Annotated in this window: 14 protein-coding genes and 1 pseudogene; 8 read left to right on the top strand and 7 right to left on the bottom strand. The window is 66.1% G+C overall.

Going from position 1 to position 14,659, the window contains the following annotated elements:
- Positions 1-104: 104 nt before the first annotated feature.
- The 3 genes from DWA33_RS15255 to DWA33_RS15245 are packed head-to-tail and all read right to left on the bottom strand — an operon-like array spanning position 105 to position 3,333.
- Entirely contained in the window at positions 105-1,667 is a 1,563-nt protein-coding gene (locus tag DWA33_RS15255) for an MDR family MFS transporter (protein ID WP_114358928.1), read from the bottom strand.
- A gap of 3 nt (positions 1,668-1,670) precedes the next feature.
- Positions 1,671-2,855 (bottom strand): HlyD family secretion protein, encoded by a 1,185-nt coding sequence (locus DWA33_RS15250; protein WP_114358927.1) that lies wholly within the window; start codon positions 2,853-2,855, stop codon positions 1,671-1,673.
- The gene (locus DWA33_RS15245) at positions 2,848-3,333 is read right to left on the bottom strand and encodes a MarR family winged helix-turn-helix transcriptional regulator (protein WP_114358926.1); all 486 of its coding nucleotides are present in this window, start codon (positions 3,331-3,333) and stop codon (positions 2,848-2,850) included. Before DWA33_RS15245 ends, DWA33_RS15250 begins: the two co-directional genes overlap by 8 nt.
- A gap of 199 nt (positions 3,334-3,532) precedes the next feature.
- On the opposite strand from DWA33_RS15245, the gene DWA33_RS15240 reads away from it, so the two are divergent.
- The 3 genes from DWA33_RS15240 to ispG all read left to right on the top strand — a co-directional run bounded on the left by DWA33_RS15240 (position 3,533) and on the right by ispG (position 6,418).
- Positions 3,533-4,021: a Fur family transcriptional regulator gene (locus tag DWA33_RS15240; protein WP_167443219.1), complete on the top strand. Its 489-nt coding sequence runs from the start codon at positions 3,533-3,535 to the stop codon at positions 4,019-4,021.
- A 164-nt stretch (positions 4,022-4,185) separates the two neighbouring features.
- Complete coding sequence (locus DWA33_RS15235; protein ID WP_114358925.1) at positions 4,186-5,109, top strand: DMT family transporter; 924 nt, start codon at positions 4,186-4,188, stop codon at positions 5,107-5,109.
- 13 nt (positions 5,110-5,122) lie between these two features.
- Complete coding sequence (gene ispG / locus DWA33_RS15230) at positions 5,123-6,418, top strand: flavodoxin-dependent (E)-4-hydroxy-3-methylbut-2-enyl-diphosphate synthase (RefSeq protein ID WP_114358924.1); 1,296 nt, start codon at positions 5,123-5,125, stop codon at positions 6,416-6,418.
- A 230-nt stretch (positions 6,419-6,648) separates the two neighbouring features.
- Here the strand turns inward: ispG and DWA33_RS15225 are convergent, their stop codons facing one another.
- On the bottom strand, positions 6,649-8,256 hold the full coding sequence (locus DWA33_RS15225; RefSeq protein WP_181902421.1) for a Na+/H+ antiporter: 1,608 nt from the start codon (positions 8,254-8,256) through the stop codon (positions 6,649-6,651).
- A gap of 350 nt (positions 8,257-8,606) precedes the next feature.
- Here DWA33_RS15225 and DWA33_RS15220 point away from each other — a divergent pair, with 350 nt between their 5' ends.
- Together DWA33_RS15220 and DWA33_RS15215 are read left to right on the top strand one after the other, a co-directional pair.
- Complete coding sequence (locus DWA33_RS15220; protein WP_244601310.1) at positions 8,607-10,190, top strand: putative bifunctional diguanylate cyclase/phosphodiesterase; 1,584 nt, start codon at positions 8,607-8,609, stop codon at positions 10,188-10,190.
- A 17-nt stretch (positions 10,191-10,207) separates the two neighbouring features.
- Positions 10,208-10,651: a BLUF domain-containing protein gene (locus DWA33_RS15215; protein ID WP_114359045.1), complete on the top strand. Its 444-nt coding sequence runs from the start codon at positions 10,208-10,210 to the stop codon at positions 10,649-10,651.
- Between the two features lie 9 nt (positions 10,652-10,660).
- Here the strand turns inward: DWA33_RS15215 and DWA33_RS15210 are convergent.
- A pseudogene (locus tag DWA33_RS15210) lies at positions 10,661-11,348 on the bottom strand (DUF1345 domain-containing protein).
- Between the two features lie 7 nt (positions 11,349-11,355).
- The gene (locus tag DWA33_RS15205) at positions 11,356-12,282 is read right to left on the bottom strand and encodes a polyprenyl synthetase family protein (RefSeq protein WP_114359043.1); all 927 of its coding nucleotides are present in this window, start codon (positions 12,280-12,282) and stop codon (positions 11,356-11,358) included.
- Positions 12,283-12,383: 101 nt separating this feature from the next.
- Here DWA33_RS15205 and mtgA point away from each other — a divergent pair, with 101 nt between their 5' ends.
- The 3 genes from mtgA (at position 12,384) to DWA33_RS15190 (ending at position 14,272) form a co-directional block, all read left to right on the top strand.
- Complete coding sequence (gene mtgA / locus DWA33_RS15200; RefSeq protein ID WP_114358921.1) at positions 12,384-13,094, top strand: monofunctional biosynthetic peptidoglycan transglycosylase; 711 nt, start codon at positions 12,384-12,386, stop codon at positions 13,092-13,094.
- Between the two features lie 157 nt (positions 13,095-13,251).
- Positions 13,252-13,434: a 50S ribosomal protein L32 gene (gene rpmF / locus DWA33_RS15195; protein WP_011156094.1), complete on the top strand. Its 183-nt coding sequence runs from the start codon at positions 13,252-13,254 to the stop codon at positions 13,432-13,434.
- 208 nt (positions 13,435-13,642) lie between these two features.
- Positions 13,643-14,272, top strand: coding sequence for a hypothetical protein (locus tag DWA33_RS15190; protein ID WP_114358920.1), 630 nt, complete (start codon positions 13,643-13,645; stop codon positions 14,270-14,272).
- A 10-nt stretch (positions 14,273-14,282) separates the two neighbouring features.
- On the opposite strand, the gene DWA33_RS15185 is transcribed toward DWA33_RS15190, so the two are convergent.
- Positions 14,283-14,597, bottom strand: a complete 315-nt coding sequence (locus tag DWA33_RS15185) for a hypothetical protein (protein WP_114359041.1) — start codon at positions 14,595-14,597, stop codon at positions 14,283-14,285.
- Positions 14,598-14,659 lie beyond the last annotated feature (62 nt).

Genomic DNA, 14,659 nt, shown 5'->3' with positions numbered 1-14,659 from the left:
GCTCGGCGCGCGATGGATGCGCGGGTCAAGCCCGCGCATGACGCTGGGGTGTGGAGCGGCCCCGTGATCTCTCTCGCACCGCTCTTTCGGGCAGAGGTTAAGAGCTACTCCATCACCGCCGCATGGTCCGCCGCGGCTTCGCCCTGTTTGCGCAGCGCCGCTTTGGTCGAGCCGATGATGATCGCCATCGGCACCGCGGCGGCGGTGAGGAACATCACCATCGCGTAGTCGTGCGAGAATGCGATGATCTGCGCCTGCATGGTGACGATCGCGTCCATCATCGCCTTGCCGGTGGTGGTCGACAGGTCGATCATGCCGGTGACGTTCGGCATCTGCAGCGCGTCGTTGAACGGGTTGATGTGTTCGGTGAGGATCGCGTGTGCCGTCGTGGTGCCCGACGACAGCTTGGCGATCACCACCGAAATTCCGACCGAACTGGCGACGTTGCGCACCAGCGTCAGCATTGCGGTGCCGTCGGTGCGGAGCTGTCCGGGCAGGGTCATGAACGCCACTGTCGACAGCGGCACGAACACCAGACCGAAGCCGAACCCCTGAACGATGCTGGTGACGACCACGCTCGACACGGTGGTCTGGTCGGTCCAGGCAGTCATCACGTAAAGCGACGCGCAGGTCAGCGACAGGCCGGTGGCGATCAGGGTGCGCGCCTCGATGTGGCGCATGATCCGGCCGACGATCATCATCGCCACGAAGGTGCCGCAGCCGCGCGAGGCGAGCAGCAGGCCGGCGGTCATGATCGGATAGCCTTCGACGTTCTGCAGGAACGGTGACGACAGAGCCATCGTCGAGAACAGCACCAGCCCCATCACCGTCATGAAGATCACGCCGCCGATGAAGTTGCGGTCCTTGAAGATCGCGAACTGGATGAACGGGCGTTCGGTGGTGAAGGAGTGGGCGAAGAAGTAGTAGAACCCGATCACGGAGACGATCGACTCGATGATGATCTCGGGTGAATTGAACCAGTCGAGCTGCTCGCCGCGATCGAGCGCGAGCTGCATCGCGCCGATTCCGACCGCGAGCGCGGCGAAGCCGAACCAGTCGAATTTGAGCTCGTGGTTCTTGTCGGTTTCGTCCATGAACATCGCCAGGCCGAGCACCGTGATGGCGCCGAACGGGAGATTGACGAAGAACACCCAGTGCCAGGAGTAGGTTTCGGTCAGCCAGGCGCCGAGCGACGGACCCATGATCGGCCCCATCATCACGCCCATGCCCCAGATCGACATCGCCTTGGCGCGCTCGTGCAGCGCGTAGCTGTCGAGCATCACCGCCTGCGACAGCGGCACCAGCGCCGCGCCGAACACACCCTGCAGCAGCCGGAACGCCACCATCTGGGTGATGTCCTGCGCCAGCCCGCACATCACCGAGGCGGCGGTGAAGCCGGCCGCGCAGATGATGAAGATGCGCTTGCGCCCGAACCGGTTGGCGATCCAGCCGACCGGCGCCGTCATGATCGCAGCGGCCACGATATAGGACGTCAGCACCCAGTTGATCTGGTCCTGCGACGCCGACAGCGAGCCCTGCATGTAGGGCAGCGCGACGTTGGCGATGGTGGTGTCGAGCGCCTGCATGATCGTCGCCGTCATGGCGCAGATCGTCACCATGTTGCGGCGAAAGCCCGGAACCGCAGACGGGTGAGCGGCGCTCGACATCGCTTACTTGGCCTCGCCCGCGTCGATGTCGGGCTGTGCAGCCCTGGCGGGGCCGAAGCCGAGCAGACCCGCCAGCGAACGCCGGTGGTTGGTATCGATCGAGACGTTCACACTCATGCCGGCCTTCAACCGGCGTACCATCGCGTCGCCGTCGTCGAACGCGATCCGCAGCGGCACACGCTGCACCACCTTGACGAAGTTGCCGGTGGCATTCTGCGGCGGCAGCACGGCGAACTGCGCGCCGGTGCCGGGCGACAATGACGTCACTCGGCCTTTGAAGGGATGATCCGGGAAAGCATCGACATCGAGCGTCACCTTCTGCCCGACCGCCACATAGGTGAAGTCGCTCTCCTTCGGATTGGCGTCGACCCACGGCCGCGACGTGTCGATGACACTGAACACCGGCGTCCCCGCTGCCACGAAGCGGCCGAGCTGAATGTTGTCGACCTGGGTGGCGGTGCCATTCATGGGCGCGCGGACCGTCGACAGATTGAGGTTGCGTTCGGCGTCGTCCAGCGCCGCCTTGGCCTGGGCATAAGCGGGGAATTTTTCCAGCGGCAGCTCGGGATCGCCGAGCAACTGATTGAGCGCGGTCGACTGCTGCTGCTTGACGAGCTGCAGCTGCGCCTGGGCGGTCACCAGCGCGGCGGTGGAGTTGTCGAGATCGAGCTGCGAGCCGGCACGGCTCTGAACCAGCGAGGTCTTGCGCTCGACGTCGCGTTGCTTCAGCGCGATGCCGGCATTCACCAGCTCGACGGTCTGGCCGTACAGCTTGACGTTGGCGACCAGGTTGGCGTGGCTGGTCTTGGCGTCGGCCAGCTTGGCCTGGGCCTGCGCGACGGCGAGGCGGAACGGCACCGGATCGATCTGGAACAGCTCGTCGCCGGGCTCGACATGCTGGCCTTCCTTCACCGTGACCTCGACGATCTTGCCTGCGACGTCGGGCGTGATCAGGACCTTCTGGGCGCCCACATAGGCGTCGTCGGTGGTCACATAGCGGCCGCCTTCCAAATAGAAGGTGATGCCGCCGATCAGCGCCACCAGCGGCAGCACGACCAGCAGCAGCGGCCGGCGATAACGGCGCAGCGTGCCGCCGAGATCGCGGCGCGGTCCGCCGCTCGCCGCGACGACCGGATCGGCCAGGGGGGTCTTCTGTTCGATTGGAAGTTTCAGGGCCGGTTCAGCCATAGCGCTCCTCCCGTCGTCGTTCTTCACGGTGGCAGTGGTGTTGGATCGCGCCACGCAAATTCTCCTTGATCATCTGCATCTGTCGCACCAGGCGCTGGGCGTCCTCCGGTGTCAGGCCGGCGAGCGCGGTCGCAGTGAGTTCGGCGCGGAGTTCGGCCAGCTTGCCGAGCAGCGGCCGGGCCGCCTCGCGCAAATAGAGTCGCTTGCAGCGCCGGTCGCTGGCGTCGCTGCGGCGTTCGAGCCAGCCGTGGTCGCACAGCTTGTCGATCAGCCGGGTGAGGGTGATCGGCTGCAGGTCCATCTGTTCGGCGAGTTCGGACTGCTTCAGCCCTTCGGCGCGTTCCACCTTGGCAAGCACCGCCCACTGGGCGCGGGTGATGCCGTGCCGGGACGCCTGCTTGTCCGCATAGGCGCGGATCAGCCGCTGCACCTCGGCGAACGCAAAGATGAAGTTCTGGTCCTCCGGACCCCGGGTCATGGCGCCACTCCTGAGCTTCGCATAAGATAAGCTTGCTTATTATTTCTCAAGACACCGATTCGCATGTGACCGATCCGAGTTGCGCATGCCTTTCAAATCCGGCCGGTCGCGAGACTTGAACTCCGGCCCGGTGTAGGGTGTTGCTCGAATTCGAAGATGAGCCGGTCGGCTGGCCGGCACGTGAGTGGTGATGGGCCCGATGACCGCACTGAAGTCGACATTCCCCGCGCCGGGTCACGATCACGACCGCTGCGCCGCCGAAGGCATCGAGCACGCCGAGCGGGTCTGCGCCGGACGTTCGCAGAACCTCACGCCGATCCGGCGCAACGTGCTGCAGGCGCTGCTGTCGAGCCATCGGCCGCTCGGCGCCTACGAGGTGATCGAGGAACTGGCACGGGTGATGCCACGGCCGGCGCCGATCACGGTCTATCGGGCGCTGGATTTCCTGATGCAGAACGGTCTTGTGCACCGGATCGAGAGCCGCAACGCGTTTTTGGCCTGCGGCCACGATCACAGCGACGCCGCCACTGTGGCATTCCTGATCTGCGAAGTTTGCGGATCGGTCGGTGAGGTGTCGGCATCGGACGTGACGGAAATTCTCAACCAAGCGGCGCGCCAGACCGGCTTCACGCCGAAGATGTCGGTGGTCGAGATCACCGGCGTATGCGGCCATTGCCAAGCCGCCTGACGCGGTTTACGCCTTGATCGATGGGAGGAGCGAGGCGCGCCAGCGCCCGCCACAACACGGCGAAAAGCCGGAGGCACCATGTCGATCAAGATGTCTCGCCGGACGACGGCGATCCCCTCGAATCTGATCACTCAGCTCGCGCGACCGCTGCGGTGAGCGCCACCATGGGGCGTCCGCTGAGCGCCGGTGCGATCGCGCTGATGCTGCTGTGCTGCCTGTCGTGGGGCTTCAACCAGATCGCGGTGAAGCTGGTGCTGCCGGACATCCCGCCGTTCCTGCAGGCGGCGATCCGCTCGGCCGGCGCGCTGATCGTCATCCTGATCATCGCCAGATCACGCCGGGTCAAGCTGTTCCAGCGCGACGGCACGCTGCGGGCTGGGTTGTCGGCCGGGGTGCTGTTCGGGCTCGAATTCGTGCTGATCTATCACGGCCTGACCCTGACCACGGCGTCGCGGGCGGTGGTGTTCCTGTACACGGCACCGTTCTTCGTCGCGCTCGGGTCCTACCGGCTGCTCGGGGAGCGGCTGCGCCGGCTGCAATGGGCCGGGCTAGGGCTGAGTTTCGCCGGGGTGGCGCTGGCGATCGGGGTTCCGCAGGCCGATGTCGACACCAGCGTCCTGGTCGGCGACCTGATGCTGGTCGGCGGGGGAGCGCTGTGGGCCGCCACCACCCTGATCGTCAAGTCGACCCGGCTGCAGCGTGCCCCGGCCGAGAAGGGGTTGGCCTATCAGGTGGCGGTTTCGGTCCCGATCCTGGCCGCCGCGGCTGCCCTGTCCGGCGAGACCATCACCAAAATGCCGTCTCCGTTGTCGCTCGGCCTGATGGCCTATCAGACCATCTGGGTGGTCGGCCTGACGTTCCTGCTGTGGTTCGGGCTGGTGAAAACCTATTCGGCCAGCAAATTGTCGGCTTTCACCTTCATTACCCCTTTATTCGGGGTGGCGGCCGGCTATCTGATCATGCACGACCCGCTGACCCCGGCATTCGGCGCCGCGGCGGTGCTGGTGATCGCCGGCCTTTATCTCGTGAACCGGCCGGCTCCGGTTCCTGCACCCAACGATCCATTGCTGAATGTCACCAAAACCTGATATTCGGACCGCCATGAACAAGCTCGAAAATCCGCTGCGAGACGACGTCGCCGGCCCCGCGCCGCGGCACCAAACCACTCAGGTCATGGTCGGCGATGTGGCCGTCGGCGGCGGTGCCCCGATCGTCGTTCAGTCGATGACCAATACCGACACCGCGGATGTCGAGGGCACCATCAAGCAGATCGCCGCGCTGGCCCGCGCCGGTTCGGAGATGGTCCGGATCACCGTCGATCGCGAAGAGGCGGCCGCCGCCGTCCCGCACATCCGCGACGGCATCCGCAAACTCGGACTGACCACACCGCTGATCGGCGACTTCCACTACATCGGCCACAAGCTGCTGGCCGAATATCCGGCCTGCGCCGAGGCGCTCGACAAGTACCGGATCAATCCGGGCAATGTCGGCTTCAAGAACAAGCGTGACACGCAGTTCGCCGACATCGTCGAGATCGCGATTCGGAACAACAAGGCGGTCCGGATCGGCGCCAATTGGGGCTCGCTCGACCAGGAGCTGCTCACCAAGCTGATGGACGAGAACGCCGCCAGCGCCAATCCGCGCGACGTCCGCGCCGTCACCCGCGAGGCGATGGTGCAGTCGGCGCTGCTGTCGGCCGCGCGTGCCGAAGAGATCGGCCTGCCGAAGACCAAGATGATCCTGTCCGCCAAGGTCTCGGCGGTGCAGGACCTGATCGCCGTGTACCAGGATCTGGCCTCGCGCTCCGACTACGCGATCCATCTCGGCCTCACCGAAGCCGGCATGGGTTCGAAGGGCATCGTCGCGTCGTCCGCCGCACTCGGCATCCTGCTGCAGCAGGGCATCGGCGACACCATCCGGATTTCGCTCACTCCCGAGCCGGGCGGTGACCGCACCCGCGAGGTTCAGGTCGCGCAGGAATTGCTGCAGACGATGGGGTTCCGCACCTTCGTGCCGCTGGTCGCGGCCTGCCCCGGCTGCGGCCGCACCACCTCGACGACGTTCCAGGAGCTGGCGCGCTCGATCCAGGACTTCATCCGCGACGAGATGCCGGAATGGCGCAGCCGTTATCCGGGCGTCGAGAACCTCAACGTCGCGGTGATGGGCTGCATCGTCAACGGCCCGGGCGAAAGCAAGCACGCCAATATCGGCATCTCGCTGCCCGGCACCGGCGAGTCGCCGGCCGCCCCGGTGTTCGTCGACGGCCAGAAATTCCGCACCCTGCGCGGCGACACCATCGCGGCCGACTTCAAGGCGCTGGTGATCGACTACATCGAGCAGCGCTACGGCGCGACGCCGAAGCCCGGTGCCGCCCAGATGGTGCCAGCAGCGGAGTAAGCGAGGCCGCCGCGCGCGCTCATTCGGAACGGGTGGGATCGCGCCTTGTGGTGTGGCGGACGCTGAAGTTCGGCCGCGACATCGGCAGTCAGATCGGACGCCACTCGCTCGACTCGTGCTGCTCAGGCTTCCACGTCTTTGAGCCCTCACCGCAGGACGAGAACGTGGATGGCTGGGACGAGCCCGGCCCTGGCGAACACCGAGCGACTCAGCCGCGCCCCGAACGTGCCCTACAATGGCGCCGTTCCACTTTCGCGATTGGTGAGGCTCGCCTCCTCCAGATCGAGATCCCGCTCGATCCGGCGCCGGGCTTCGTCGTTGATCTTGCCGGCGCGGAGCTGGGCATGGATGAATTTGCGCTCGGCGGCGATCAGTTCGCGCACCAGCGCCCGGGCGTTTGCGGTCGCCGCATAGGCGTCGTCGTCGAGCGAGGCGGGCAGTTGCTGGGACCGGATGTCGTGGCGGGCGCGCAGCAGTGCCACCACCTGGTTCGACAATTCCCGGTGGTCGGTGAGCGCGTCAAGCGAGGTAAGCGCCGCTGCCAGCGCCTCGCGGCGCGCGGCGATTTCGTTTTCGTGCTCGAACACCAACTCGCTCCGGCCGTCGCGGGCGACGCCGAGCGTCGTCACCAGCGCCGGCAGCGTCAGGCCGAGCCCGACCAGCGTGATCAGAATCACGCCGAAAGCGACGAACAGGATCAGGTCGCGATCGGGAAACGGCGAGCCGTCCGGCAGGGCAAACGGCAGCGCCAGCGCGGTCGCCAGCGACACCGCCCCGCGCACGCCGGTGAAGCCGACCACGAACACCGCCTGCCACGACGGTGCCGTCTCCCGTGTCCTGATCCTCCGGCTGAGCAGCCGCGGCAGATAGGTCGCGGGGTAGACCCAGGCAAAACGGGCGACGACCACGATCGCGGCCACCAGCAGCGTCGCGACTGCGATGTCCTCGAACGCAATCCCCTGCGACCGCTCCAGGATCGCCCTCAGCTCAAAGCCGATGAGCAGGAACAGCATCCCCTCGATCAGGTAGATCACCAGATCCCAGAAGAAGATGCCTTGCAGCCGCGTCGCCGCCGAGATCAGCAGCGGGCCGTTCCAGGAGATGTAGAGACCGCAGGCGACGGTGGCGATCACGCCGGAGCCGCCGTGGTGCTCCGGAATCCAGTAGGCGATGTAGGGCGTCAGCAGCGACAGTGTGATCTCGATCTGCGGATCGCGCACCCAATGCCGGGCGCGTAGGCTGAGCCAACCGACCGCGATCCCGAAGGCGATTTCGCCCGCCAGGATCGCCACGAAGGTGCCGGAGGCCTTGGTCAGCGAGAACGCGCCGGTCATGATCGCCGCCACCGCGAAGCGGTACAGGATCAGTGCCGTGGCGTCATTGGCGAGCCCTTCGCCTTCCAGCACCACCACGATCCGTCGTGGCAGGCCGAGCCTGCGGGCGATCGCCAGGGGCGCCACCACGTCAGGCGGCGCGACGATGGCCCCGAGCAGAAAGCCGACCGGCCATGACAGGCCGATCAGATAGTGCGTCGCGACCGCCACCGCGCATGCGGTGAAGATCACGCAGCCGATCGCGAGCAGGCCGATCGGGCGCAGATTGGCGCAGAATTCGCGCCAGCTCATCGCAACGCTGGCCGAATAGATCAGCGGCGGCAACACCAGGAGCAGGATGAGGTCCGGCGGCAATTCGATTGCCGGCATTCCGGGAATGAAGGCCAGCGTGATGCCCGCGATCAGCAGCAGGATCGCGGGTGCGATGTTGACCCGTCGGGCGAGCAGCGCCGTTCCAGCCAACACAGCGAGCAGCGTGAGAAAAATCTGGAATTTGGCTTCCACGTCGCCACGCTGCGCTTGATCAAAGGGACTGCAACTCTGCATCGCCCGGCTGGTTCGGGCGGTCAAGCGGTAGCGAACTACGCTCAAAGGCGCCGCATGAGGACAGTTGCGTGCGACTTTCGTATCAAACTCCCACCCTTCGACTAACGCGGGATTCACCGTCGCCGAGGCGAGCGCAGAGCAATTATGCTTTTGGCAACACTCCCGGCGTCTTGTTCACGGTTATGGGGGTAATTGCAGCCATTCGACCGACCGATCTCACGCCGCCGCAGCCGAGCAGCAGCTCGCCGCACGCCGAGGAAGGTAATCGGCTATACGGCGACGCGGCGCAGCTGACGTTGAGTGCCTTCATGGCGATCGACACCGGCTTTGCTGTGGTCACGGCGGACGGCCGGATCGCGGTGAGCAATCCGGTGTTCGATCTCATCTTCGGCGCGGTGCCCCGCGAGCAGTTGCTGCCACGGCTCGGTTTCGACGCCTGCCGCGATGGCGGCAAGACTTCGCGCCCGGTGACTCTCGCGGACGACCGCATCTACTGGATGGACATCTCCCCGTTTCCCGAGGGGTGGCTGATCAGCGCCGTCGACATCAGCGAGCGGATGCGACAGGGCATGTTCGGCGCCGAACTGGCGCGCACCGACCGGCTGACCCAGCTCGCCAATCGTCTGGTCCTCCGCGAGCGTCTCGCCGATCTGCTGGTGCAGCCCGTCGAGATTCGCTGCGATTGCGCGGTGCTGACGATCGATCTGGATCGCTTCAAGGCGATCAACGACACTCTCGGCCGCAGCATCGGCGATGCGCTGCTGTGTCTGGTGGCCAAGCGCATCAGCTCGGCGCTGAGCGAGAGCGATGTGCTGGCCCGGCTGGATGCCGACGAGTTCGGCGTGATTCAGATGGGGCGCGACCAGCCCGAAGCCGCAGTGATCCTGGCCAAGCGGCTGGTCGATCTGCTCGGCCGGCCCTATCTGCTGGAAGGCCAGATCATCAATGTCAGCGCCTTCGTGGGCATTGCGCTGCTCGGCGATGCCGAACTCGATGTCGAGGGCGTACTGAAGAACGCCGATCTCGCTCTGCATCGCGCCAAGCAGGAACGCTACGCCGGCTATCGGGTGTTCGAGTCGGCGATGGACGAAAGCATGCGGGCGCGGCGGGCGCTGGAGACCGATCTGCGTCGCGCGCTGGCGCTGCGGGAATTCTCGCTGGTCTATCAGCCGCAAGTCAATCTGCAGAGCCGCCGGGTGTTCGCCTTCGAGGCGCTGCTGCGCTGGCGCTGCCCGACACGCGGCGCGGTGTCGCCGCTCGAGTTCATTCCGATCGCCGAGGAGACCGGGATCATCGGCCCGATCGGCGAGTGGGTGCTGCGCACCGCCTGTCGCGACGCCGCCGGCTGGCCGGGTGACTACACCGTCGCGGTCAACATCTCTGCGATCCAGTTCGCCAACCGGTCTCTGGTGGCCACCGTGGTGTCCGCGCTCGCCGACAGTGGTCTTGATCCGCGCCGGCTGGAGCTGGAAATCACTGAGAGCGTGATGCTCGATTCCCGCGGCAATGCGCTGGCGGTGCTGCAGCAGCTTCGCGGGCTCGGTGTCCGGGTCTCCCTCGACGATTTCGGCACCGGCTATTCGTCGCTCGGCTATCTGCGCAGCTTCCCGTTCGACAAGATCAAGATCGATCAATCGTTTGTGCGCGAAGCGTCCGACGATCGCGGCAACCGTGCGATCGTGCGCGCGATCGCCTCGCTCGGCGCCAGCCTCGGCATGGCGACCGTCGCCGAAGGGGTCGAGACCGAGGATCAGCTCGCGCGGGTGGCCGCGGACGGCTGCACCGAAGTGCAGGGCTACTTGATCAGCCGGCCGATTCCGCCGGGAGACATCGAGCATTTCCTCGCTGAAAGCCGCAACGTGATCGATGCGGCGACGGCGATCACCCTTTGACCGAGGACCGTCTGCCGATGCCGAGTGGACTTTATCGCTGCATCTACTACAGCAAGAACCGGATCGACGGGGGTCGGACCAGGATCGCCAGCGAGATCGAGTCGATCCTCGCGGCGGCTCGGCGCAACAATCCGCCGCTCTTGGTCACCGGCGCCCTGGTGTTCAACCGCGGCTTGTTCGCGCAGGTCCTGGAAGGGCCATGCCCGTCGGTGGAGAAGGTGTTCGAGAAGATCCTGCGCGATCCGCGCCACGGCGACGTCCAGGTGCTCGGCTTCGAAGCCGCACGGGAGCGGATGTTCAGCAACTGGTCGATGGCGTTTCTCGGACAGTCGCGGGAGGACCAGAATCTGTTCGGCCATATCGGACCGCAGACCGGCTTCAGCACCGAGCGGATCGAGGGTGATCGTCTGCTCGACATCGTCCGCAACCTCGCCTTCGAGGAAGAAGCCCGCGCGGCATGAGCCGCCACGTCAGATCGCGCTCGCCGCGATGTTGACCATCAGCGCTACCAAGGCGGTGTTGAAGACGAACGAGGCCACGCCGTGCGCGGTCGCGGTGCGGCGGATGGTTCGGTCGGTGATGCCGACGTCCGACACCTGCGCGGTCATGCCGATCACGAACGAGAAGTACACGAAGTCCCAATAGTCGGGCTCGGTGTGCTCGTCGCTGCCCGGAAACGCCAGCCCGCCTTCGCGATCGCCACGATAATATTCGTGGGCGTAGTGCAGCGCGAAGGTGGTGTGCACAGCCCCCCATGACAGCGCGATGGTGAAGGTGGCGAGCGCCAGCTCGGCGGCGCCCCGATGCGCGTTGCCGAGTTCGGAGACGATCGCTGCGATGCTGGCATAGGCGCCGAGCGCCGTGACCATCAGGATCAGGAACCGGCCGTCATCCTGCAAAACGGCGTTGCGGCGGATATAGGCGACGCCGCAGCGCGCCATCATCGAATAGGCCAACGGTCAGATAGACGACGATCGAGACGTCCCAGCCGATCAGCGCCCGCGTCACCGGCCGCAGCCAGTCCGGCAACAGCAGCGCCGCAACGATGCCGACCGCGATCGAGACGAACAATCGCGGCCGCGAATACACCAGCCGGACCACGCGTGGCAGCTTTCGAAACCGAAGCAGCCGCGCATCGTCGTCCGGATGGTGGGGCATGCGCCGATCAGTTTTTCCGCTCGGCGACGAAGCGGGCGGCAGCGCGCAGCACCTCGCCGCGGTCGCCGAACGGCGCCAGCGCCTGGTCGGCGCGCGCGATCAGATCGCGCAGCCGCTGCTTGGCGCCGGCGATGCCGAGCTGGGTGACGAAGGTGGTCTTGCCGAGCGCGGCGTCGGCGCCGGCCGGCTTGCCGAGCGCGGCGGCGTCGCCTTCGACGTCGAGCAGGTCGTCGGCGATCTGGAACGCCTCGCCGAGCGCGCGGCCGTAATCGTCGAGCGCCCGATACTGCTCGGCGTCGGCCTGGCCGAGGATCGCGCCGGCGACGCAGCCGTAGCGGAGCAGGGCGCCGGTCTTCATCTGCTGCAGCCGCGCGACGTCGACCGGTTCGCGATCGCCGAACCGGCCTTCGCCGGCGAGATCCAGCATCTGGCCACCGACCATGCCGCCGAGCCCGGCGCAGCGCGCCAGCACCCTGGTCAGAAGCAGCCGCACGGTCGGATCCTTGTGCACCTCGTCGCGGGTGACGATGTCGAACGCGAAGGTCAGCAGCGCGTCGCCGGCCAGAATGGCGGTGGCGTCGTCATAGGCCTTGTGCAGCGTCGGTCGGCCGCGACGCAGATCGCTGTTGTCCATGGCCGGCAGATCGTCGTGGATCAGCGAGTAGCAGTGGATGCACTCCAGCGCGGCGCCGACCAGCAGCGCAGCAGCGCGATCGATGCCGAACACCGCAGCGCTTTCGACCGCCAGGAACGGCCGCAGCCGCTTGCCGCCGCCGAGCGTGGAATAGCGGATCGCCTCCATCAGCCGGCGCGGCCGGGCAATCTCGTCGGTCATCAATTCGTCGGACAGCAGCCGGCCGAGCAGCGCTTCTGTATCCTCGGCGGTAGTGTCGAGCCGCTTGGCAAAGTCGATCGTGGAAGTGCCGGTGGCCATTCGGAAGTGCTCCAGATAAAATTCGGCCGGACCATTCATCATGGCACCGGCTTCGTCAATTCGGCGGTGGGCAAGGGGCCAAGCCAACATCGGGAGCGATTGTGTCTGATCCCATTGCGTTTGCGCCTCTGGGGAAGCGCATGGTTCGCATTGTCGTTCTCGCTGTGCTCGCGCTGCTGGCGCTGCCTTACATTCTGACCATTCTCTACGCGGGCGGCCAGCCGGCGTCGGCGCTGATGGCTTGGCGCTGGCTCTCCGGCGCACCGGTCAATCGGACCTGGATCGACATCGAACAGATCTCGCCGGCGTTGCCGCGCAGCGTTGTGGCGGCCGAGGATGCCAAATTCTGCAGCCATCACGGCATCGATTGGGATTCGGTGCGCGACGTGATCGACGACATGCAGGACGGCGAGGCGAGCCGCGGCGGCTCCACCATCACCCAGCAGGTCGCCAAGAACCTGTTCCTGTGGCCGGGGCGCAGCATCATCCGCAAGGCGCTGGAGGCGCCGCTGGCGCTGTGGATCGACTTGGTGCTGTCGAAGCAGCGGATTCTGGAGATCTATCTCAACATCGCCGAATGGGGGCCGGACGGCCAATTCGGCGCGATGGCCGGGGCTGATTATGCGTTCGGCCGCTCCGCGGCTCAATTGTCGGCCAAGGAAGCCGCGCTGATGGCGGCGGTCCTGCCGAATCCCCGCATTCGCAGCGCCAAGGCTCCGGGGCGTGGCGTGCGCCGCCTCGCCGCCACCTATGTCGCGCGCGCCCGATCCGCCGAATTGCGGCAATGCTGGCGGGAAAATCCCGAGTCCTGACGACGGCTTGGGACGCATTTTGCGCGCCGACCGCCCTAGCATTCCGGTCCGGCTTCCGTTATAAGCCCAGCCTTACGCATTTCGCCTGCGCGCAAGCGGGCAGTCCCACTGTGGACGCCGAGATTTCGCCAGGGAACCTCCGTTAAGGATTACCGATATGGCCGTTCCGAGAAGAAAAACTTCGCCCTCGCGGCGTGGCATGCGCCGGTCCGCAGACGCGATCAAGCGCCCGACCTATGTCGAGGACAAGGATTCCGGCGAACTGCGTCGCCCGCATCATCTCGACCTCAAGACCGGGATGTACAAGGGCCGCCAGGTTCTGAAGAAGAAGGATTCCTGAGCTCGTTAGCTCGGACGTTCGGCGCGGCATCGCTGTCGCGCCGAACCTTAGGGTGGACGCATCGTTAGCCGCATCTGTGCGGCGGCGGACAGCGAAAGCGATCCAGCCGATGCCTGAATTCGTGCCAAATGTTGCGTTAGTGCGTTGACGTCCGCGTCCGGCCGAACGCCCGCTCGCGTCTGGTTGTCGTGAACCACAGGCTTCGCCGATGTCGATTATCGGTTTCCCGCTGCTGCTGATTCCGGTCGCGATCTGCAACATCATCGTCTTCCTGATGCCGGGATTGGCGTTCGACGCGGCGCTTACCCGCGTCGTGCTGCCCTCCGGCGCCACCTGGACGATTGCGCTCGGCGATGTGCTGGTGGCGCTCGGCGTGCTGCTGCTGCTGCCCGAAGTGATGAAGGCAGCGCGGCCCGGCGCCAAGTATCTCATAGACCATCTGTTATCGCTGCTGGTGCTCGGCGGCATCGCGGCTGAATTCGTGATGCTGCCGCAGTTCGCTCATCCGACCGTGTTTCTGCTGGCGATGCTGGCGCTGGTTGATTTCCTCAGCGGCATCGCGCTGCGCAGCCGGCACAAGCGCGACGCCCGCGCGACGCGTCGGGCCGCTGCCAAAGCGCCTGACCCGAGCCTTGAAGACAAAGCGGAGCATCCGGTTGCGGTGGCCGTGCCGGCGCCCGTGGCGTCGCCGATTGAACTCGCGCCGCGGACCGTCGAGCCGGCCTCCGCGTCCGCCGCATCCGCGGCATCGATTGCTGAAGCGATTTTGCTCGACCGTCCCGAGCCGGTGAAGCCGGCCGAAGCCGTGAAAGAAGACGAGAAGTCGCCCGCGCGGTGAGGCGCAGCGATCAGGACATCCGCTGGGTCCGGAAGCCGGCTGGAGGCGCCGTAAAGGCGTGCCCGGTGGTCGAGCGATAGGCCGCATTGGCTTGGCCAGGCTCGGCCCGGTTGCAGTCGCGGGTCTGCGGATAGCCGCCGTCGATCGCCATCAATTGAGCCACAAAGTTGGACGACGGCCGGACCAGCCGGTCGGTATAACGGGTCCGCGTCGGCGGTGGCGTCACCGGAATCGGGAGTGGCTCGATCAGCTCGCCCTCGGCGCAATCCGGCTCCGCTGAGGCGGTGTGGGCATCGCTTCCGTCGTCGATCCAGACGTTTGCCATCATTGCACCCGCGTTCACTTGTCCCGTTTCAGGGCGGCTCAACCCGTCCTGATGCCGTCGTC

This window comes from Rhodopseudomonas pentothenatexigens, assembly GCF_900218015.1.
In the GTDB taxonomy this organism is placed as follows: domain Bacteria; phylum Pseudomonadota; class Alphaproteobacteria; order Rhizobiales; family Xanthobacteraceae; genus Rhodopseudomonas; species Rhodopseudomonas pentothenatexigens.
This window is presented reverse-complemented; position numbering and strand designations above follow the sequence as displayed.